Below are 14,881 nucleotides of genomic sequence, written 5' to 3' on the forward strand. Positions count from 1 at the left end.
GCGTTCCACCATGACCTCTGAGCAGGTCGCGGACCGCGTCGCAGGCGAGGCCGGCGAGCGGGACGGAAGCGGTGAGGCTTCCGAGGGTTACCAGCGGGGGCTGGGCAACCGACAGATCCAGATGATCGCCATTGGTGGCGCCATCGGCACCGGACTTTTCCTCGGCGCCGGCACGGCCATATCCAAGGCCGGACCGAGTCTCATCCTCGCGTACGCGATAGCGGGACTCGTTATTTTCTTCATCATGCGGGCGCTCGGCGAGCTCCTCATGTACCGCCCGGTCTCGGGCTCCTTCTCGGACTACGCCCGTGAGTTCCTCGGGCCGTTCTGGGGCTATGTGACCGGCTGGACCTACTGGCTGTTCTGGGTCGTCACCGGCATCACCGAGGTGACCGCGGCGGCCAAGTACGTCCAGTACTGGGACAAGTCGATCCCGCAATGGGCCTCGGCCCTGGTCTTCACGGCCGTTCTCTACCTGGCCAACCTGATCTCCGTGAAGCTCTTCGGCGAGCTGGAGTTCTGGTTCTCCATGGTCAAGGTCACCGCCATCATCGGCATGATCCTGATCGGCGTCGGCGTCATCACCCTCGGGTTCTCCGACGCCGGTGACACCGCGTCCTTCTCGCAGCTCTGGTCCCACGGCGGGTTCTTCCCCAAGGGCATCGGCGGCACGCTGATGACGCTGCAGATCGTCATGTTCGCCTTCCTCGCCGTCGAGCTCGTCGGCGTCACGGCGGGCGAGGCGGCCGACCCCAAGAAGACGCTGCCCAAGGCCATCAACACCGTGCCGTGGCGGATCGCCGTCTTCTACCTGGGCGCGCTGATCATCATCCTGTCCGTGGTCAGCTGGACCGTCTTCGAGCCGGGCGTCAGCCCGTTCGTCGAGGCGTTCGCCAAGATCGGCCTGCCGGCCGGCGCCGGAATCGTCAACTTCGTGGTCCTCACCGCGGCGCTGTCCTCCTGCAACTCCGGCATGTACTCCACCGGCCGCATGCTGCGCGACCTGTCGCTCAACGGCCAGGGCCCGAAGTTCTTCGCCGCCCTGACCAAGCGCGGCCTGCCGCTGCGCGGCACCACGGTCTCCGCCGCGTGCATGCTCGTCGGCGTGTGGATCAACTACCAGTGGCCGGGCAAGGCGTTCGAGTACGTCGTCTCCTTCGCCACCATCTCCGGTATGTGGGCCTGGATCATGATCCTGGTGGCCCAGCTCCGCTACCGCCGCAAGGCCGACCGCGGCGAGCTGCCGCAGTCGGAGTTCAAGGCCCCCGGAGCGCCCTGGACCAGCCTCTTCGCCCTCGCCTTCATCGGCATGGTGATCGTGCTGATGGGCATCGACAAGGACGCGCGGATCTCGCTGTACTGCGCGCCCGTCTGGGCCGGGATCATGGTCGTGTCGTACTTCGTGCTGAAGGCCCGCAACCCGCAGGCGTTCGAGCGCAAGGACTACTCGGCCGCCGCCCGGGAAAGCGTCGACCAGGCCGCCTGACGCCGGCACCACGCCGGGCCATCGGGCCCGCCCGCACCCTCCCCCCCCGGTGCGCGGCGGGCCCGTCGCGTATCCGGAAACGGCCGGCGCGTGGCGTCCGTCACGGCCCCGGCGGGGCCCCGCGCACCCCGACCTATGCTGGCCCGCATGCTGACCATCACCCAGGCCCTGCACGACCGGATCGTCGAGCACGCCCGCGCCGACCACCCCGACGAGGCGTGCGGCGTGGTCGCCGGCCCGGCCGGCAGCGACCGCCCCGAGCGGTTCGTCCCCATGCTCAACGCCGCCCGCTCGCCCACGTTCTACGAGTTCGACTCCACCGATCTCCTCAAGCTCTACCGCGAGATGGACGACCGCGACGAGGAGCCGGTGGTCATCTACCACTCGCACACCGCCACCGAGGCGTACCCGTCCCGCACGGACGTCTCGTACGCCAACGAACCCGGCGCCCACTACGTGCTGGTCTCCACCGCGGACACGGACGGCTCGGGCCCCTTCCAGTTCCGCTCCTTCCGCATCGTGGACGGCGAGATCACCGAGGAAGAGGTCCGGATCGTGGCGGCCTACTGAGCGGCGGCCCGGCCGTCCCAGCAGGCGGGACCTCGCGTCCCGCCCACCGGGACGGCCGTGGGGGAGCGGGGCGGGGAATCGATAGCATGCGCCCACGGTTGTCCCGGGAGAACACCCGTTCCGTTCCCCGCGCCCCAGCCGTTCCGCACGCCTCTCCGCACCCACGCACCCCGCACCCACGCACTCCGACGAGGAGCACCACCATGGCCATCGAGGTACGCATCCCGACCATCCTCCGCACCCACACCGGCGGCGCGAAGTCCGTCGAGGGAGCCGGGGCCACGATCGACGAGCTCTTCAAGGACCTGGAGTCCCGCCACTCGGGCATCCGCGAGCGGCTGGTCGACGAGAACGGCGCGCTGCGCCGGTTCGTCAACGTCTACCTGAACGACGAGGACGTCCGCTTCCTGGCCGGCCTGGGCACCGAACTCGCCGACGGCGACAGCGTCACCATCCTCCCGGCCGTCGCGGGCGGGGCCCGCTAGGCATGCGGTACGACAGCCCGCTGGCCGCGGTCGGCGACACCCCGCTGGTCCGCCTGCCCCGGCTGTCCCCCTCCGGGGACGTCCGGATCTGGGCGAAGCTGGAGGACCGCAACCCCACCGGCTCCGTCAAGGACCGCCCCGCCCTGCACATGATCGAGCAGGCGGAGAAGGCCGGCCGGCTGACCTCCGGGTGCACCATCCTGGAGCCGACCTCGGGCAACACCGGCATCTCCCTGGCCATGGCCGCCCGCCTCAAGGGCTACCGCATCGTCTGCGTGATGCCGGAGAACACCAGCGAGGAGCGCCGGCAGCTGCTGGCCATGTGGGGCGCCGAGATCGTCTCCTCGCCCGCGGCCGGGGGGTCGAACACGGCCGTCCGCGTGGCCAAGGAGCTGGCCGCGGAGCACCCCGACTGGGTGATGCTCTACCAGTACGGGAACCCTGACAACGCCGGCGCCCACTACGCCACGACCGGCCCCGAGATCCTCGCCGACCTCCCCGGGATCACCCACTTCGTGGCCGGCCTCGGCACCACCGGGACCCTGATGGGCGTCGGCCGCTACCTGCGCGAACACGTCCCGGACGTACGGATCGTCGCCGCCGAGCCGCGCTACGACGACCTCGTCTACGGCCTGCGCAACCTCGACGAGGGCTTCGTGCCCGAGCTCTACGACGAGACGGTCCTCACCACCCGCTACTCCGTCGGCTCCGAGGACGCCGTCCGCCGCACCCGCGAACTCCTCGCCGAGGAGGGCATCTTCGCGGGCGTCTCCACCGGCGCCGTCCTGCACGCCGCGCTCGGCGTCGCCCGCAAGGCCCAACGCGCCGGGGAGCGCGCGGACATCGTCTTCATCGTGGCCGACGGCGGCTGGAAGTACCTGTCGACCGGCCTCTACACCGCGCCCACCACGAAGGCCGCGGTGGCCGCGCTGCACGGGCAGCTCTGGGCCTGAGCACCCGCCCGGGAGCGGGCCGGGGCCGCCGGAGAGACTGCCCCTACCGATGTTGGCGACCGGCTGACATCATCCCGTAGGAGACGCACATGAACTGTCCCGCATGTGGATCTTCGGACATGAGGCAACTCAACAATGGAAACTGGCAGTGCGGAAACTGCGGCGCAGTCACGGCTGGATCGGGCGGCCTGGGAAGCGCTCGCCCCTGAGACGCGTGAACGGCTGGCGGCCGTGATGTCGCCGGAGGAGTTCACGGTGACGGCCGGCAGCGAGGAGTCCGCCGAGCGCTTCCGGCGCTTCATGGACACCCTCGACCGGGCGGAGCGGGTCCGGCCGCTCTAGCGGCCCGCCGCCGCCTCCACCGCACTGCGGACCCGTCCGCCGCCCCCAGGGGGCGCGGGCGGGTTTTCGCGCGCTCCGGCGCCCGGCGCCGTCCGTCCTGGTGATTCCAGCCACAGACCCGGCCCGCGATGGAGCGGCCGCCCGGTTCCCGCCTTACCCTCGGACGCACCGCACGGTCACCGGCCCCCCGTCACCGGCCCACGGAGGTTCAGGCCCGCATGAAGCTCACCGTCGTCGGATGCGCGGGCTCGTTCCCGTCCACGGAATCCGCCTGTTCTAGCTATCTGGTGGAAGCCGACGGCTACCGGCTGCTCCTCGACATGGGCAACGGCGCCCTGGGCGAGCTCCAGCGCCACATCGGCCTCTACGACCTCGACGCGGTACTGCTGTCCCACCTCCACCCCGACCACTGCATCGACATGTGCGGCTACTTCGTCGCCCGCTACTACCGGCACGACGGCGGCCGGGCCGGCGCCATCCCCGTGTACGGACCGGAGGGCACCGAACAGCGGCTGCTCGCCGCCTACGGCGACGTACCGGACCCCGCCTGCATGCGCGAGGTCTTCGACTTCCGCACCCTCGAACCCGGCAGCTTCTCCGTCGGCCCCTTCACCGTCTTCACCGACCGCGTCAACCACCCCGTCGAGGCGTTCGCCTTCCGGGTGGAACACGGCGGCTCCGCCCTCGTCTACTCCGGCGACACCGGCCCCTGCGAGGCCCTCAACTCCCTCGCCAAGGACGCCGACCTGCTGCTCTGCGAAGCCTCCTTCACCCACGGCAAGGAGGACATCCCCGACCTCCACCTCAACGGCCTGGAGGCCGGCCACCTCGCCGCCTCCGCCCGCGCCGGGCGCCTCGTCCTCACCCACATCCCGCCGTGGACGGACCCACTGCGCAACCTGCGCGACGCGCGGTCGCTGTACGACGGGCCCGCGGAGCTGGCCCACGCGGGGGCGGTGTACGAGGTTTAGGGTGCCCCGGACCCTCCCCCAGAGGGGGGTACCCCCACCTTCGCCGCTTCCTGGGGCTGCGCCCCAGACCCCCTTGTCGCGGCTCCGCCGCTCGTCCTCAAACGCCGGACGGGCTGACCAATCAGCCCGTCCGGCGTTTGAGGACAACCGCGCGCAGCGCGGTTTCGGGGGCGCGGGGGTTCACCCCCGCAGGAAACGGTGAAAGGGCGGGACAGGGGCAAAGCGAAACCCCCGGGACCGACCACGGTCCCGGGGGGCTCGGCAGAGCTCAAGTAGAGATCAGCGCTTGGCCTTGGCCGCAGGCTTCCGCTTCCCCTGAGCAGGCGTCTTCTTCGCCCCGCCCTTGGCGGCACCCGGCTTGGCGGCAGCCGACTTCGCCGCAGCCGGCTTGGCGTCGGCCTTCGCTGCGGCCTTAGCCGCCACCGGCTTCGCCTCAGCCTTCGCCTCCCCCTGCGCAGTCGCCTCCGCGAACTCCGGATCCACCTCACGCCCCGGCGTCATCAAGTTGAACTTGGTGATCGCGAACCGGAAGACGAAGTAGTAGATCGCCGCGAAGCCGAGACCCACCAGGATCAGCGCCCACGGCTTGCTGGCGATGCCCCAGTTGAGGACGAAGTCCACCGCGCCCGCGGAGAACCCGAAGCCGTCCTTCATGCCGAGCGCCCAGGTCAGCGCCATGGAGACACCGGTCAGCACCGCGTGGATCGCGTACAGCACCGGGGCGACGAACATGAACGTGAACTCGATCGGCTCGGTGACACCGGTGACGAACGCGGTGAGCGCGAGCGAACCCATCATGCCGCCGACGACCTTGCGGTTCTCCGGGCGGGCGCAGTGCACGATCGCCAGGCAGGCGGCCGGCAGGGCGAACATCATGATCGGGAAGAAGCCGGTCATGAACTGGCCCGCGGACGGGTCCTTGGCGAGGAAGCGGGCGATGTCGCCGTTGACGGTGCCCTTGGGGCCGTCGAAGGAGCCGGCCTGGAACCACGGGAAGGAGTTGAGCAGATGGTGCATGCCGATCGGGATCAGACTGCGGTTGGCGACACCGAAGATGCCCGCGCCGACGGCGCCGGAACCGACCAGCCACTCACCGAAGTTGTGCAGACCCGTGCCGAGGACCGGCCAGATGTAGCCGAAGACGATGCCGATGAGCAGGCCCGCGAAGGACGACAGGATCGGCACCAGGCGGCGGCCGCCGAAGAAGCCCGCCCAGTCCGGCAGCTTGGTCCGGTAGAAGCGCTGGTAGAGCAGCGCGACGACGAGACCCATCACGATGCCGCCGAGCACCTTGGCGTCGACGGTCTGCTCGACCAGGGCGACCTTGTGGTCGACCACCGCCTCCTTCTTGGGGAGGCTGCTGTCGGTGAAGGTGCCGAGCACCTTCTGGAAGACCAGGTAGCCGGCGACGGCGGCCAGCGCGGTCGAGCCGTCCGACTTCTTGGCGAACCCGATGGCGACACCGACGGCGAACAGCAGCGCCATGTTGTCGAGGATCGCGCCGCCACCGGCCGACAGGAACTGGGCGATCTTGTTCAGGAAATGCGGGAACGACGCCTTGCCCAGCATGTCGTCCTGGCCCAGGCGGACCATCAGCGCCGCTGCGGGCAGCACCGCGACCGGCAGCATGAGGCTGCGGCCGATACGCTGGGCCACAGCCATCGCGCTTTTGCCGAAGCCCTTTTTATCGGCCGCTGAGGCGCTAGCCGTACTCATCGGATTCCTCCAGGTGAGGCGGGCGCTCGGAGATCGGGGCGACGGCCCTCTGGATGTGCCCGCTGAAAAACGCTGAATTTCTGGTCTACACCACTCAGTGGTTTAGACCTGTTGTAGCACGTGAAGCGGGCATAAAGGAATCCGTCAACGGCCGTGGGGTGCGACACACGGGGCCTGTGGGGCGAATCACGCTTCGAGTGGTGCCGTTCGGCCCTTTTACTCCGTCTTCTCCCGTTCCATCTCCCGGGAGACCTCCTCCGGCTCCCGCCCCGGCGTGGGCAGGTCGAACCGGGTGATCGCGAAGCGGAACACCGCGTAATAGACGACGGCGAACCCGAAGCCGATCGGGATGATCAGCCACGGCCTGGTCGCCAGCCCCCAGTTGATCACGTAGTCGATCAGCCCGGCCGAGAAGCTGAAGCCGTCGTGCACGCCGAACGCCCACGACACGGCCATCGAGACGCCCGTGAGCAGCGCATGTACCGCGTACAGCAGGGGCGCGATGAAGAGGAACGAGTACTCGATGGGCTCCGTCACGCCCGTCACGAACGACGTCAGGGCCACCGACAGCATCATGCCGCCGACCATCTTCCGGTTCTCCGGCCGGGCCGTGTGGGTGATCGCCAGGGCCGCCGCCGGCAGGGCGAACATCATGATGGGGAAGAAGCCGGTGGTGAACTGGCCGGCCGACGGGTCGCCGGCCAGGAAGCGGTTGATGTCGCCGTGCACCACCGTCCCGTCCGGCTTGGTGAAGTCGCCGAACTGGAACCACATGAAGGTGTTCAGGAACTGGTGCAGCCCCACCACCAGCAGCGCCCGGTTCGCCACCCCGAAGACGCCCGAGCCCGTCTCGCCCAGGTCCGACAGCCACTGGCTGAAGCTCGTCAGGGCGTGGCCGACCGGCGGCCAGACCCACAGGCAGACCACGGCGAAGAGCAGCGCGACGAAGGACATCATGATCGGGACCAGCCGCCGCCCGTTGAAGAAGCCCAGCCAGTCCACCAGCCGCACCCGGTGGAAGCGGACCCAGAACCAGGCGCTCAGCAGGCCGATCACGATGCCGCCGAAGACCCCGGGGTTCTGGTAGCCGGCGAGGGTCGCCGCCCCCGACCCCGAGACGCAGACGCCGCTCCACAGCCCCGCCCCCGCGAACTTCGCCGTCTGCGGGCAGTCCTCGGGGAACTGGTGCAGGACGGAGAAGTAGACGAGGAAGGCCACGACCGCCGCCAGCGCCGTCGAGCCGTCCGCCTTCTTCGCCATGCCGATGGCGACGCCGACGCAGAACAGCAGCGGGAGTCCGAGCGCCGAGTCGAGCAGCGCGCCGCCCGCCCCGGCGAAGACCTTGGCGACGTCCGTCCAGCCCAGGCCGTCGGCGCCGAAGACGTCGGGCTGGCCCAGCCGGTTGAGGATGCCGGCGGCCGGGAGCACCGCGATCGGCAGCTGGAGGCTGCGGCCCATCTTCTGCAGTCCGCCCAGCAGGCCCTGCCACCGCTTGCGCCGGGGCGGGCTCGCGGCCTCCGCACTCATCTGCGTCCTCCCGGGGCTGGCATACTGGTGTAGACCACTTGGGGTACGTTTTCGGTCCTCCGGAACGCGGGGCCCGGTGGCCGCCATCCTTCGCCAGATGACGGACATACGCCCGCATAGTTGCTCTGAACGTGGTTTACCGTGGGAAAGCCGGTCGGCGGTACCGCCGAGGGCCGAGACAACAGGAGTGCACATGGCCAGCAAGGCAGAGAAGATCGTCGCCGGTCTCGGCGGGCTCGACAACATCGAGGAGATCGAGGGCTGCATCACCCGTCTCCGCACCGAGGTCAACGACCCCGAGCTGGTCGACGAGGCCGCCCTCAAGGCCGCCGGCGCGCACGGCGTCGTGAAGATGGGCACCGCCATCCAGGTCGTCATCGGCACCGACGCGGACCCGATCGCCGCGGAGATCGAAGACATGATGTGAGCCGCTGAGCTCCCGCGAAGGGCCCTGTTCCGGTCAGTGACGCGCGATCGCGCACGAACCGGAACAGGGCCCTTCGTGATCCCGATAGGCTCATCACCATGTCTCGCATCGACGGCCGCACACCCGACCAGCTCCGCCCCGTGACCATTCAGCGTGGCTGGAGCAAGCACGCCGAGGGCTCCGTCCTCGTCTCCTTCGGCGACACCAAGGTCCTCTGCACCGCCAGCGTCACCGAGGGCGTCCCCCGCTGGCGCAAGGGCAGCGGCGAGGGGTGGGTCACCGCCGAGTACGCGATGCTGCCCCGCGCCACCAACACCCGCGGCGACCGCGAGTCCGTCCGCGGCAAGATCGGCGGGCGCACCCACGAGATCTCCCGCCTCATCGGCCGCTCCCTGCGCGCCGTCATCGACTACAAGGCGCTCGGCGAGAACACCATCGTCCTCGACTGCGACGTCCTCCAGGCCGACGGCGGCACCCGCACCGCCGCCATCACCGGCGCCTACGTCGCGCTGGCCGACGCCGTCGCCTGGGCCCAGCGGAAGAAGCTGGTCAAGCACGGGCGCCACCCCCTCACCGGCACGGTTTCCGCGATCAGCGTCGGCATCGTCGACGGCGTCCCGCTGCTCGACCTCCGTTACGAGGAGGACGTCCGCGCCGAGACCGACATGAACGTCGTCTGCACCGGCGACGGCCGCTTCGTCGAGGTCCAGGGCACCGCCGAGGCCCAGCCCTTCGACCGCGCCGAGCTCGACGCCCTCCTCGACCTCGCCGTCAAGGGCTGCGCCGACCTCGACGCCGCCCAGCGCGCCGCCCTCGAGCAGACGATGTAGCTACCATGCTGGGGGGTGCGGCGAGGGGTCCGTGCCCCCGTGACCACCGGGCTGCACGCCCACCGGAGGGGAACCGTCGCATGGCCTCGCGCCACCACCGTCCGCGCCGCACCACCGCCGTCGCGGCCCTCGCCGCGGCCGCCCTCGCGCTGCCCGCCGTGACCGCCTGCTCCCAGGCGCGGGCGGCGGCGGACTGCGGCGCCCTCGCCAAGGACGTCCAGCGCGACGTCCAGGACCTGCGGCGGACCATCGCCGACGACTCCAAGGACCCGCAGAGCGGCCAGGAGTTCATCGACAAGATCAACCGGGATCTCGGCGAACTGACCCGCAGGACCGGGGCCGACACCGACAGCGACGGCGCGTCCCCGGTCAAGGACGCCATCGGCGAGGTCACCGCGGCCGTGGACGACATCCAGGACAGCGTCGGCGACGGCGAGCGCCCCGACGTCAGCGCCCTCACCAAGGCGGCCGGTTCGCTGACCACGGCGTGCACCAAGGGCTGACGCCGCCCCCGGTGCGCGGCGGGGCCGACGCCGCCCGGCGGCCGAGGGCGGAACGGGACGTACCGCGTCCGGCGTGAATAATCGGGCCCCATGAAGCGCCTGATCCTCGCCACCCGCAACGCCCACAAGGTCACCGAACTGCGCTCGATCCTCACCGGTTCCGGCCTCGACGTCGAACTCGTGGGCGCCGACGCCTACCCCGAGATCCCCGACGTCAAGGAGACCGGCGTCACCTTCGCCGAGAACGCCCTCCTCAAGGCGCACGCCCTGGCCCGGGCCACCGGACTGCCCGCCGTGGCCGACGACTCCGGCCTCTGCGTGGACGTCCTGAACGGCGCCCCCGGCATCTTCTCGGCCCGCTGGGCGGGCCGGCACGGCGACGACAAGGCCAACCTGGACCTCCTCCTCGCCCAGCTCTCCGACATCGCCGCCCCGCACCGCGCCGCGCACTTCGCCTGCGCCGCCGCGCTGGCCCTGCCGGATGGCACCGAGCGGGTGGTCGAGGGACGGCTGCGCGGCACGCTCCGCACCGAGCCCGCCGGCAGCGGCGGCTTCGGCTACGACCCGATCCTCCAGCCCGACGGCGAGACCCGCACCTGTGCCGAGCTGACCGCCGAGGAGAAGAACGCCATCAGCCACCGCGGCCAGGCCTTCCGCGCGCTGGTGCCGGTGGTGCGGGAGCTGCTGGGCTGACGCCCGTAACTCACCCGCCCGTAACCCTCCCGGACGTGCCGACGGCCCGGCCCGCAGTCGACTGCGGGCCGGGCCGTCGGCCTGGGTGCGCCCGGTCGGATTCGAACCGACAAACACGACCACCTAAAGATCGCCGCTCAGCCCTTGGCGTACGGGCGCCGGTGCCGTGCCTACTGTACTGGGCCCGGCCGCGCGCGGGAGAGGAGAGTCCGGCCACGTCCGGGAACCGTCCGGGGCCCGTCTCGGGGCCCGGTGACGGAGCGTCGGCGGCGCCCGGTCCCGCGTGTGCCGCGGAACGTTTCGCCTCCGACGCGTCGTACGCGCGTGCGGCGCGTCACACGCCCACGTCCCCGCGTGAACCGGTCGCCCCGGAAAGGGAACGCGGCCCCCGATTTACCCGTCCCTCACACCGGGGGAGAGACGGGCCCGCCGCGCCGCGGACCGGCCGCCCGCCACCCGGCCGCTCCCGCCGTTTCCGGCTGTTCCGGCGCGGCCGCCTCCGACCCCCCGACCGCCCGACCGCCCGACCGAGGAAGAGAGTCCGATGACCGACCGTGCCGTGCCCCGTCGGCGGGTCCGCGCGCGCACCCTCCTGGGGATATCCGGCGCGGTGGCGGTACTGGCCCTTGGCGGCGTCTGGCTGGGGCAGGGGGCGGACCGGGCGAACGCCGTGTCCGACGCGCCGCAGACGGCGCGGGCCAAGAAGGAGCAGCAGGATCAGCGGGACCGGGCGTCGGCCTCGGCCCAGTTCGGCGCCGCCCAGGAGCTGCCGGGCGTCCGCGACTGTGGGTACGGCGAGCTGCTGCTGGAGCCGAAGATCATCACCCTGAGCTGCGCCAACGGCGGCGCGGTGGCGAGCGACATCGAGTGGGACACGTACGCCACGGACAAGGCCGAGGGCGACGGCGTGGTGCTGGTCTCCAGCGGCGCGAACGGCTCGGCACGCACCTCGTTCCCGGCGCGGCTGACGCTGTCCCGGCCGCGGAAGGTCGACGGGATGCTGGCGTTCACCTCGGTGGAGGTCGTCTACACGGGTCTCACCCCGGCCGGGAAGACGACCGAGACGTACTCGATCACGTGATGGGCATCCGTGGCCGGATCGCGCTGGCGATCTCCTCCGTCACCGCGCTGGCGGTCGTCCTGCTCGGCGTGGCCGTGCACCACGTCTCCGGGCTGGAGCGGGACCGCCAGGCGCGGGCCCAGCAGGACCGGCTGCTGAGCTCCGCCCTCCAGCTCTACCAGCGGGAGGGCCAGGTGACGCTGAACGCCCAGCTCGACGACGCCGCGCTGCCGGCGCCGCTGGCCAAGGCGGTGGCGAAGGGGCGCTCGGGGACGTACATCAGCGGCGGCGAGGATCCCCGGGTGTGGGCGGCGACGGGCGTGGGCTCCGGCAAGGTGCTGTCGGTCTCGGCGTCCTTCCCGAAGCGGGACGCGTTCCAGCGCGCCCTGGACTGGGCGCTGTTGCTGGCGGGCGCGGTGACCGTGGTGCTGATGGCGGTGGTGGGCTGGTTCGTGGCGCAGGGGCTGTCCCGGCGGCTGCGGACGAGCGCGGCCGAGGCGCGCCGGATCGCGGCGGGTGAGGCACCCGTGACGGGCGGGACCGGGCCCGCGGGCCGGGACGAGGTGGCGGAGCTGGAGCGCTCGGTGCGGGCGATGGCGACGGCGCTGGCGGCCCGGGTGGAGGCGGAGCGCGAGTTCACGGCCGACGTGGCGCACGAGCTGCGCACGCCGGTCGCCGGCCTGGTGGCGTCGGCCGAGCTGCTGCCGCACCCGCGTGCCGTGGAGATGGTGCAGGAGCGGGCGCAGACGCTGCGGGCGCTGGTGGAGGACCTGCTGGAGGTCTCCCGGCTGGACGCGGGGGTGGAGAGCGCCCAACTGGACGCGGTGGAGCTGCCGTCGCTGGTCCGCGGTGTGGTGAAGCGGGCGCGGGGCCAGCGCGGGGTGGACGACGTGGCGGTCGAGGTGGTCGGTGAGGGCCGCATCGTGGCGACGGACGCCCGCCGGGTGGAGCGGATCCTGGTGAACATCCTGGCCAACGCGGCCAAGCACGGGAAGCCGCCGATCGAGGTGCGGGTGGAGGGCACCCGGATCGTGGTCCGGGACCACGGCGGCGGCTACCCGCCGGAGCTGGTCAGCCAGGGGCCGCGGCGGTTCCGTACGGCCGCCCCGGAGCGGGGCACCGGGCACGGGCTGGGCCTGACGATCGCCGTGGGCCAGGCGGCGGTGCTGGGCGCCCGGCTGGAGTTCGGCTCGGCGGAGGGCGGCGGCGCCCAGGCCGTCCTCGACCTGCCGGAGGCCGAGGACGAGCCGGAGGACCGTCCCGTGCTGCGCGGGGAGGGGGCGTACGGGCGGTGAGCGCCTCAGGGGCCGGCCCTCAGAGCCCCGGGACCCTCAGAGCCCCAGGTCCTTGATGATCTTCGCGACGTGGCCGGTGGCCTTGACGTTGTACAGCGCGCGCTCGACCTTCCCCTCCTCGTCGACGATCACGGTGGAGCGGATCACGCCGGTCAGGGTCTTGCCGTAGAGCTTCTTCTCGCCGAAGGCGCCGTACGCCTCCAGCACCTCCTTGTCGGGGTCGCCGACGAGGGTGACCCGCAGCTCCTCCTTCTCGCGGAACTTCGCGAGCTTCTCCGGCTTGTCGGGCGAGACGCCGATGACGTCGTAGCCGTGGCCCGCGAGGAACTCCAGGTTGTCCGTGAAGTCGCACGCCTGCTTGGTGCAGCCGGGGGTCAGGGCGGCGGGGTAGAAGTAGACGATGACCTTGCGGCCCTTGTGGTCGGCGAGGGAGACGGGCCGGCCGTCGGCGTCGGGCAGGGTGAAGGCGGGGGCGGTGTCGCCGGGCTGGAGTCGCTCGCTCATGGTTCTCCTGTGCTTCGGGGCGGTGGGCGGGTCTGCCGGGGACCGAGCCTACGACCCCTGACGACCACGGAGCGGGCCCACCGGGGGTGCCATGGGGCGGGGCGCCGAGCGAACTGACAGACTGTTGTCATCACTCGTCATCACTCTTATGAGACTACGGAGGCAGCGCGGTGCCGGAAGCCAGGACCCCTGCGCAGATCGAGGCGGACATCGCCCGCAGGCGCGGTGAGCTCGCCGTGACGCTCGACGAGATCGGTGTGCGGATGCACCCCAGCACGATCATCGGCGACGCGAAGGCGAAGGCGGCCTCGAAGGTGGACCACACCCTCGGGCGGGCCTGTGCGATCGCGAACCGGGTGGTCTCGGACGTGCGGGCGCAGTTCGTGACGGACGAGGGCGTGCCGCGTCTGGAGCGGATCGTTCCGGCGGCCATGCTGGCCGTCGGCGTGCTCGGACTGCTGACGGCGTCGTCGCGCCGCGGCAAGGACAAGAAGTAGCGTTCCCCGCCCGTCACAGGCGGCGACCAACGGGTCCGTACGGCGGCCGTCCGCGCGCGGTCCCGTACGGCGCCCGCCGGTCGCGGCGCGTGACGGGCGGGACGCGGCGCGTGGCGGACCGGCCGTCCGGCCCGGAACCCGGGTCCCGGCCTCTCCCGTTGTGGTCCCGCTCCGGTCTCACGGGCCCGCCCGGCCGGGTACCGTCATGGCGTGCGTACGAACACGACCCACGACAAGCTGCCCATCCGGATGCTCCACGACCGCGTGCTGGTCCGGACCGACATCCCCGAGGGCGAGCGCCGCTCCAGCGGCGGCATCGTCATCCCCGCGACGGCGGCGGTGGGCCGCCGGCTGGCCTGGGCGGAGGTCGTGGCCGTCGGGCAGAGCGTGCGCACGGTGGAGCCCGGCGACCGGGTGCTCTACGACCCCGAGGACCGCGCCGAGGTCGAGGTCCGCGGCGTGGCCTACGTCCTGATGCGCGAGCGCGACCTGCACGCGGTGGCGGCGGAGCGGCTGGAGGGGGCAGAGGACTCCACCGGGCTGTACCTGTAGCGGGACCGTCAGCGGGACCTGTAGCGGGACTTCCTGCGGGCCGGCCGTTTGCTACCGTCGGAAGGACCCCGACGAGACGCGCCGTACCGGGCCAGGACAAGACGACGCACCCCTGGAGAAGCGATTCCACGGAGGTGCCGTCATGGCATGGATCCTGCTCGTCGTCGCCGGCCTGCTGGAGGTCGGCTGGTCCGTCGGCATGAAGTACACCGACGGCTTCACCCGGCTCTGGCCGAGCGTCTTCACCGTCGCGGGGATCGTGGCCAGCATGCTGCTGCTGTCGCGGGCCGCCCGGACGCTGCCCATCGGCACGGCCTACGGCGTTTGGGTCGGCATCGGCGCGGCGGGCGCCGCCGTGCTCGGCATGACGGTGCTGGGCGAGCCGGCCGGCGCGGCCCGGATCTCCTTCGTCGCCCTGCTGCTGGTGGCCGTGATCGGCCTCAAGATGACGTCGGGACACTGAGCTCCCC

General features: G+C 71.5%; 18 protein-coding genes, 1 tRNA gene and 1 riboswitch. Of the genes, 15 read left to right on the plus strand and 4 right to left on the minus strand.

What is annotated here, in order from left to right:
• Positions 1–10 precede the first annotated feature (10 nt).
• The 6 genes from K7I03_RS20730 to K7I03_RS20755 all read left to right on the plus strand — a co-directional run bounded on the left by K7I03_RS20730 (position 11) and on the right by K7I03_RS20755 (position 4,807).
• Entirely contained in the window at positions 11–1,486 is a 1,476-nt protein-coding gene (locus K7I03_RS20730; RefSeq protein ID WP_185944232.1) for an amino acid permease, read from the plus strand.
• 147 nt (positions 1,487–1,633) lie between these two features.
• A complete protein-coding gene (locus K7I03_RS20735) occupies positions 1,634–2,056 on the plus strand; it encodes a Mov34/MPN/PAD-1 family protein (protein WP_004951072.1) in 423 nt (140 codons plus the stop codon).
• Between the two features lie 203 nt (positions 2,057–2,259).
• Positions 2,260–2,541: a MoaD/ThiS family protein gene (locus K7I03_RS20740; RefSeq protein WP_185944233.1), complete on the plus strand. Its 282-nt coding sequence runs from the start codon at positions 2,260–2,262 to the stop codon at positions 2,539–2,541.
• A gap of 2 nt (positions 2,542–2,543) precedes the next feature.
• The gene (locus K7I03_RS20745) at positions 2,544–3,494 is read left to right on the plus strand and encodes a PLP-dependent cysteine synthase family protein (protein WP_185944234.1); all 951 of its coding nucleotides are present in this window, start codon (positions 2,544–2,546) and stop codon (positions 3,492–3,494) included.
• Between the two features lie 119 nt (positions 3,495–3,613).
• Entirely contained in the window at positions 3,614–3,703 is a 90-nt protein-coding gene (locus K7I03_RS34345; RefSeq protein WP_185944235.1) for a hypothetical protein, read from the plus strand.
• 351 nt (positions 3,704–4,054) lie between these two features.
• Positions 4,055–4,807, plus strand: a complete 753-nt coding sequence (locus tag K7I03_RS20755; RefSeq protein WP_185944236.1) for an MBL fold metallo-hydrolase — start codon at positions 4,055–4,057, stop codon at positions 4,805–4,807.
• Between the two features lie 279 nt (positions 4,808–5,086).
• On the opposite strand, the gene K7I03_RS20760 is transcribed toward K7I03_RS20755, so the two are convergent.
• Complete coding sequence (locus K7I03_RS20760; RefSeq protein WP_185944237.1) at positions 5,087–6,523, minus strand: PTS transporter subunit EIIC; 1,437 nt, start codon at positions 6,521–6,523, stop codon at positions 5,087–5,089.
• Between the two features lie 216 nt (positions 6,524–6,739).
• Positions 6,740–8,050: a PTS transporter subunit EIIC gene (locus K7I03_RS20765; RefSeq protein ID WP_185944238.1), complete on the minus strand. Its 1,311-nt coding sequence runs from the start codon at positions 8,048–8,050 to the stop codon at positions 6,740–6,742.
• Between the two features lie 97 nt (positions 8,051–8,147).
• Here K7I03_RS20765 and K7I03_RS20770 point away from each other — a divergent pair, with 97 nt between their 5' ends.
• From K7I03_RS20770 to rdgB, 4 genes are all read left to right on the plus strand, one after another.
• Positions 8,148–8,477, plus strand: coding sequence for a PTS glucose/sucrose transporter subunit IIB (locus tag K7I03_RS20770; RefSeq protein WP_260630333.1), 330 nt, complete (start codon positions 8,148–8,150; stop codon positions 8,475–8,477).
• A 98-nt stretch (positions 8,478–8,575) separates the two neighbouring features.
• Complete coding sequence (gene rph, locus K7I03_RS20775) at positions 8,576–9,307, plus strand: ribonuclease PH (protein WP_185944239.1); 732 nt, start codon at positions 8,576–8,578, stop codon at positions 9,305–9,307.
• 80 nt (positions 9,308–9,387) lie between these two features.
• Positions 9,388–9,810: a hypothetical protein gene (locus K7I03_RS20780; protein WP_185944240.1), complete on the plus strand. Its 423-nt coding sequence runs from the start codon at positions 9,388–9,390 to the stop codon at positions 9,808–9,810.
• A gap of 90 nt (positions 9,811–9,900) precedes the next feature.
• Positions 9,901–10,503 (plus strand): RdgB/HAM1 family non-canonical purine NTP pyrophosphatase, encoded by a 603-nt coding sequence (gene rdgB, locus K7I03_RS20785; protein WP_185944241.1) that lies wholly within the window; start codon positions 9,901–9,903, stop codon positions 10,501–10,503.
• Between the two features lie 86 nt (positions 10,504–10,589).
• Here the strand turns inward: rdgB and K7I03_RS20790 are convergent.
• Positions 10,590–10,662, minus strand: a tRNA-Leu gene (locus tag K7I03_RS20790).
• 385 nt (positions 10,663–11,047) lie between these two features.
• Between K7I03_RS20790 and K7I03_RS20795 the strand changes: the two genes are divergently transcribed.
• Both K7I03_RS20795 and K7I03_RS33855 read left to right on the plus strand, forming a co-directional pair.
• The gene (locus tag K7I03_RS20795) at positions 11,048–11,584 is read left to right on the plus strand and encodes a hypothetical protein (RefSeq protein WP_185944242.1); all 537 of its coding nucleotides are present in this window, start codon (positions 11,048–11,050) and stop codon (positions 11,582–11,584) included.
• Positions 11,584–12,858: a sensor histidine kinase gene (locus tag K7I03_RS33855; RefSeq protein WP_185944243.1), complete on the plus strand. Its 1,275-nt coding sequence runs from the start codon at positions 11,584–11,586 to the stop codon at positions 12,856–12,858. The genes K7I03_RS20795 and K7I03_RS33855 overlap by 1 nt, the downstream gene beginning before the upstream one ends.
• A gap of 36 nt (positions 12,859–12,894) precedes the next feature.
• On the opposite strand, the gene bcp is transcribed toward K7I03_RS33855, so the two are convergent.
• A complete protein-coding gene (gene bcp / locus K7I03_RS20810; RefSeq protein WP_185944244.1) occupies positions 12,895–13,362 on the minus strand; it encodes a thioredoxin-dependent thiol peroxidase in 468 nt (155 codons plus the stop codon).
• Positions 13,363–13,532: 170 nt separating this feature from the next.
• Here bcp and K7I03_RS20815 point away from each other — a divergent pair, with 170 nt between their 5' ends.
• The 3 genes from K7I03_RS20815 (at position 13,533) to K7I03_RS20825 (ending at position 14,874) form a co-directional block, all read left to right on the plus strand.
• Positions 13,533–13,859 (plus strand): DUF3618 domain-containing protein, encoded by a 327-nt coding sequence (locus K7I03_RS20815; RefSeq protein ID WP_185944245.1) that lies wholly within the window; start codon positions 13,533–13,535, stop codon positions 13,857–13,859.
• Positions 13,860–14,108: 249 nt separating this feature from the next.
• Complete coding sequence (locus K7I03_RS20820) at positions 14,109–14,411, plus strand: GroES family chaperonin (RefSeq protein WP_052393151.1); 303 nt, start codon at positions 14,109–14,111, stop codon at positions 14,409–14,411.
• Positions 14,412–14,457: 46 nt separating this feature from the next.
• Positions 14,458–14,522: riboswitch (guanidine-III (ykkC-III) riboswitch) on the plus strand.
• Between the two features lie 31 nt (positions 14,523–14,553).
• Entirely contained in the window at positions 14,554–14,874 is a 321-nt protein-coding gene (locus K7I03_RS20825) for a DMT family transporter (RefSeq protein WP_185944246.1), read from the plus strand.
• Positions 14,875–14,881 lie beyond the last annotated feature (7 nt).

Source organism: Streptomyces mobaraensis (genome assembly GCF_020099395.1).
Classification (GTDB): Bacteria; Actinomycetota; Actinomycetes; order Streptomycetales; family Streptomycetaceae; genus Streptomyces.

Excerpts from the sequence above, each read along its gene's own strand:
- K7I03_RS20730 (WP_185944232.1), top strand. The coding sequence starts at position 11 with ATGACCTCTGAGCAGGTCGCGGACCGCGTCGCAGGCGAGGCCGGCGAG.
- K7I03_RS20735 (WP_004951072.1), top strand. The coding sequence starts at position 1,634 with ATGCTGACCATCACCCAGGCCCTGCACGACCGGATCGTCGAGCACGCC.
- K7I03_RS20740 (WP_185944233.1), top strand. The coding sequence starts at position 2,260 with ATGGCCATCGAGGTACGCATCCCGACCATCCTCCGCACCCACACCGGC.
- K7I03_RS20745 (WP_185944234.1), top strand. The coding sequence starts at position 2,544 with ATGCGGTACGACAGCCCGCTGGCCGCGGTCGGCGACACCCCGCTGGTC.
- K7I03_RS34345 (WP_185944235.1), top strand. The coding sequence starts at position 3,614 with ATGAGGCAACTCAACAATGGAAACTGGCAGTGCGGAAACTGCGGCGCA.
- K7I03_RS20755 (WP_185944236.1), top strand. The coding sequence starts at position 4,055 with ATGAAGCTCACCGTCGTCGGATGCGCGGGCTCGTTCCCGTCCACGGAA.
- K7I03_RS20760 (WP_185944237.1), bottom strand. The coding sequence starts at position 6,523 with ATGAGTACGGCTAGCGCCTCAGCGGCCGATAAAAAGGGCTTCGGCAAA.
- K7I03_RS20765 (WP_185944238.1), bottom strand. The coding sequence starts at position 8,050 with ATGAGTGCGGAGGCCGCGAGCCCGCCCCGGCGCAAGCGGTGGCAGGGC.
- K7I03_RS20770 (WP_260630333.1), top strand. The coding sequence starts at position 8,148 with ATGACGGACATACGCCCGCATAGTTGCTCTGAACGTGGTTTACCGTGG.
- rph (WP_185944239.1), top strand. The coding sequence starts at position 8,576 with ATGTCTCGCATCGACGGCCGCACACCCGACCAGCTCCGCCCCGTGACC.
- K7I03_RS20780 (WP_185944240.1), top strand. The coding sequence starts at position 9,388 with ATGGCCTCGCGCCACCACCGTCCGCGCCGCACCACCGCCGTCGCGGCC.
- rdgB (WP_185944241.1), top strand. The coding sequence starts at position 9,901 with ATGAAGCGCCTGATCCTCGCCACCCGCAACGCCCACAAGGTCACCGAA.
- K7I03_RS20795 (WP_185944242.1), top strand. The coding sequence starts at position 11,048 with ATGACCGACCGTGCCGTGCCCCGTCGGCGGGTCCGCGCGCGCACCCTC.
- K7I03_RS33855 (WP_185944243.1), top strand. The coding sequence starts at position 11,584 with ATGGGCATCCGTGGCCGGATCGCGCTGGCGATCTCCTCCGTCACCGCG.
- bcp (WP_185944244.1), bottom strand. The coding sequence starts at position 13,362 with ATGAGCGAGCGACTCCAGCCCGGCGACACCGCCCCCGCCTTCACCCTG.
- K7I03_RS20820 (WP_052393151.1), top strand. The coding sequence starts at position 14,109 with ATGCTCCACGACCGCGTGCTGGTCCGGACCGACATCCCCGAGGGCGAG.
- K7I03_RS20825 (WP_185944246.1), top strand. The coding sequence starts at position 14,554 with ATGGCATGGATCCTGCTCGTCGTCGCCGGCCTGCTGGAGGTCGGCTGG.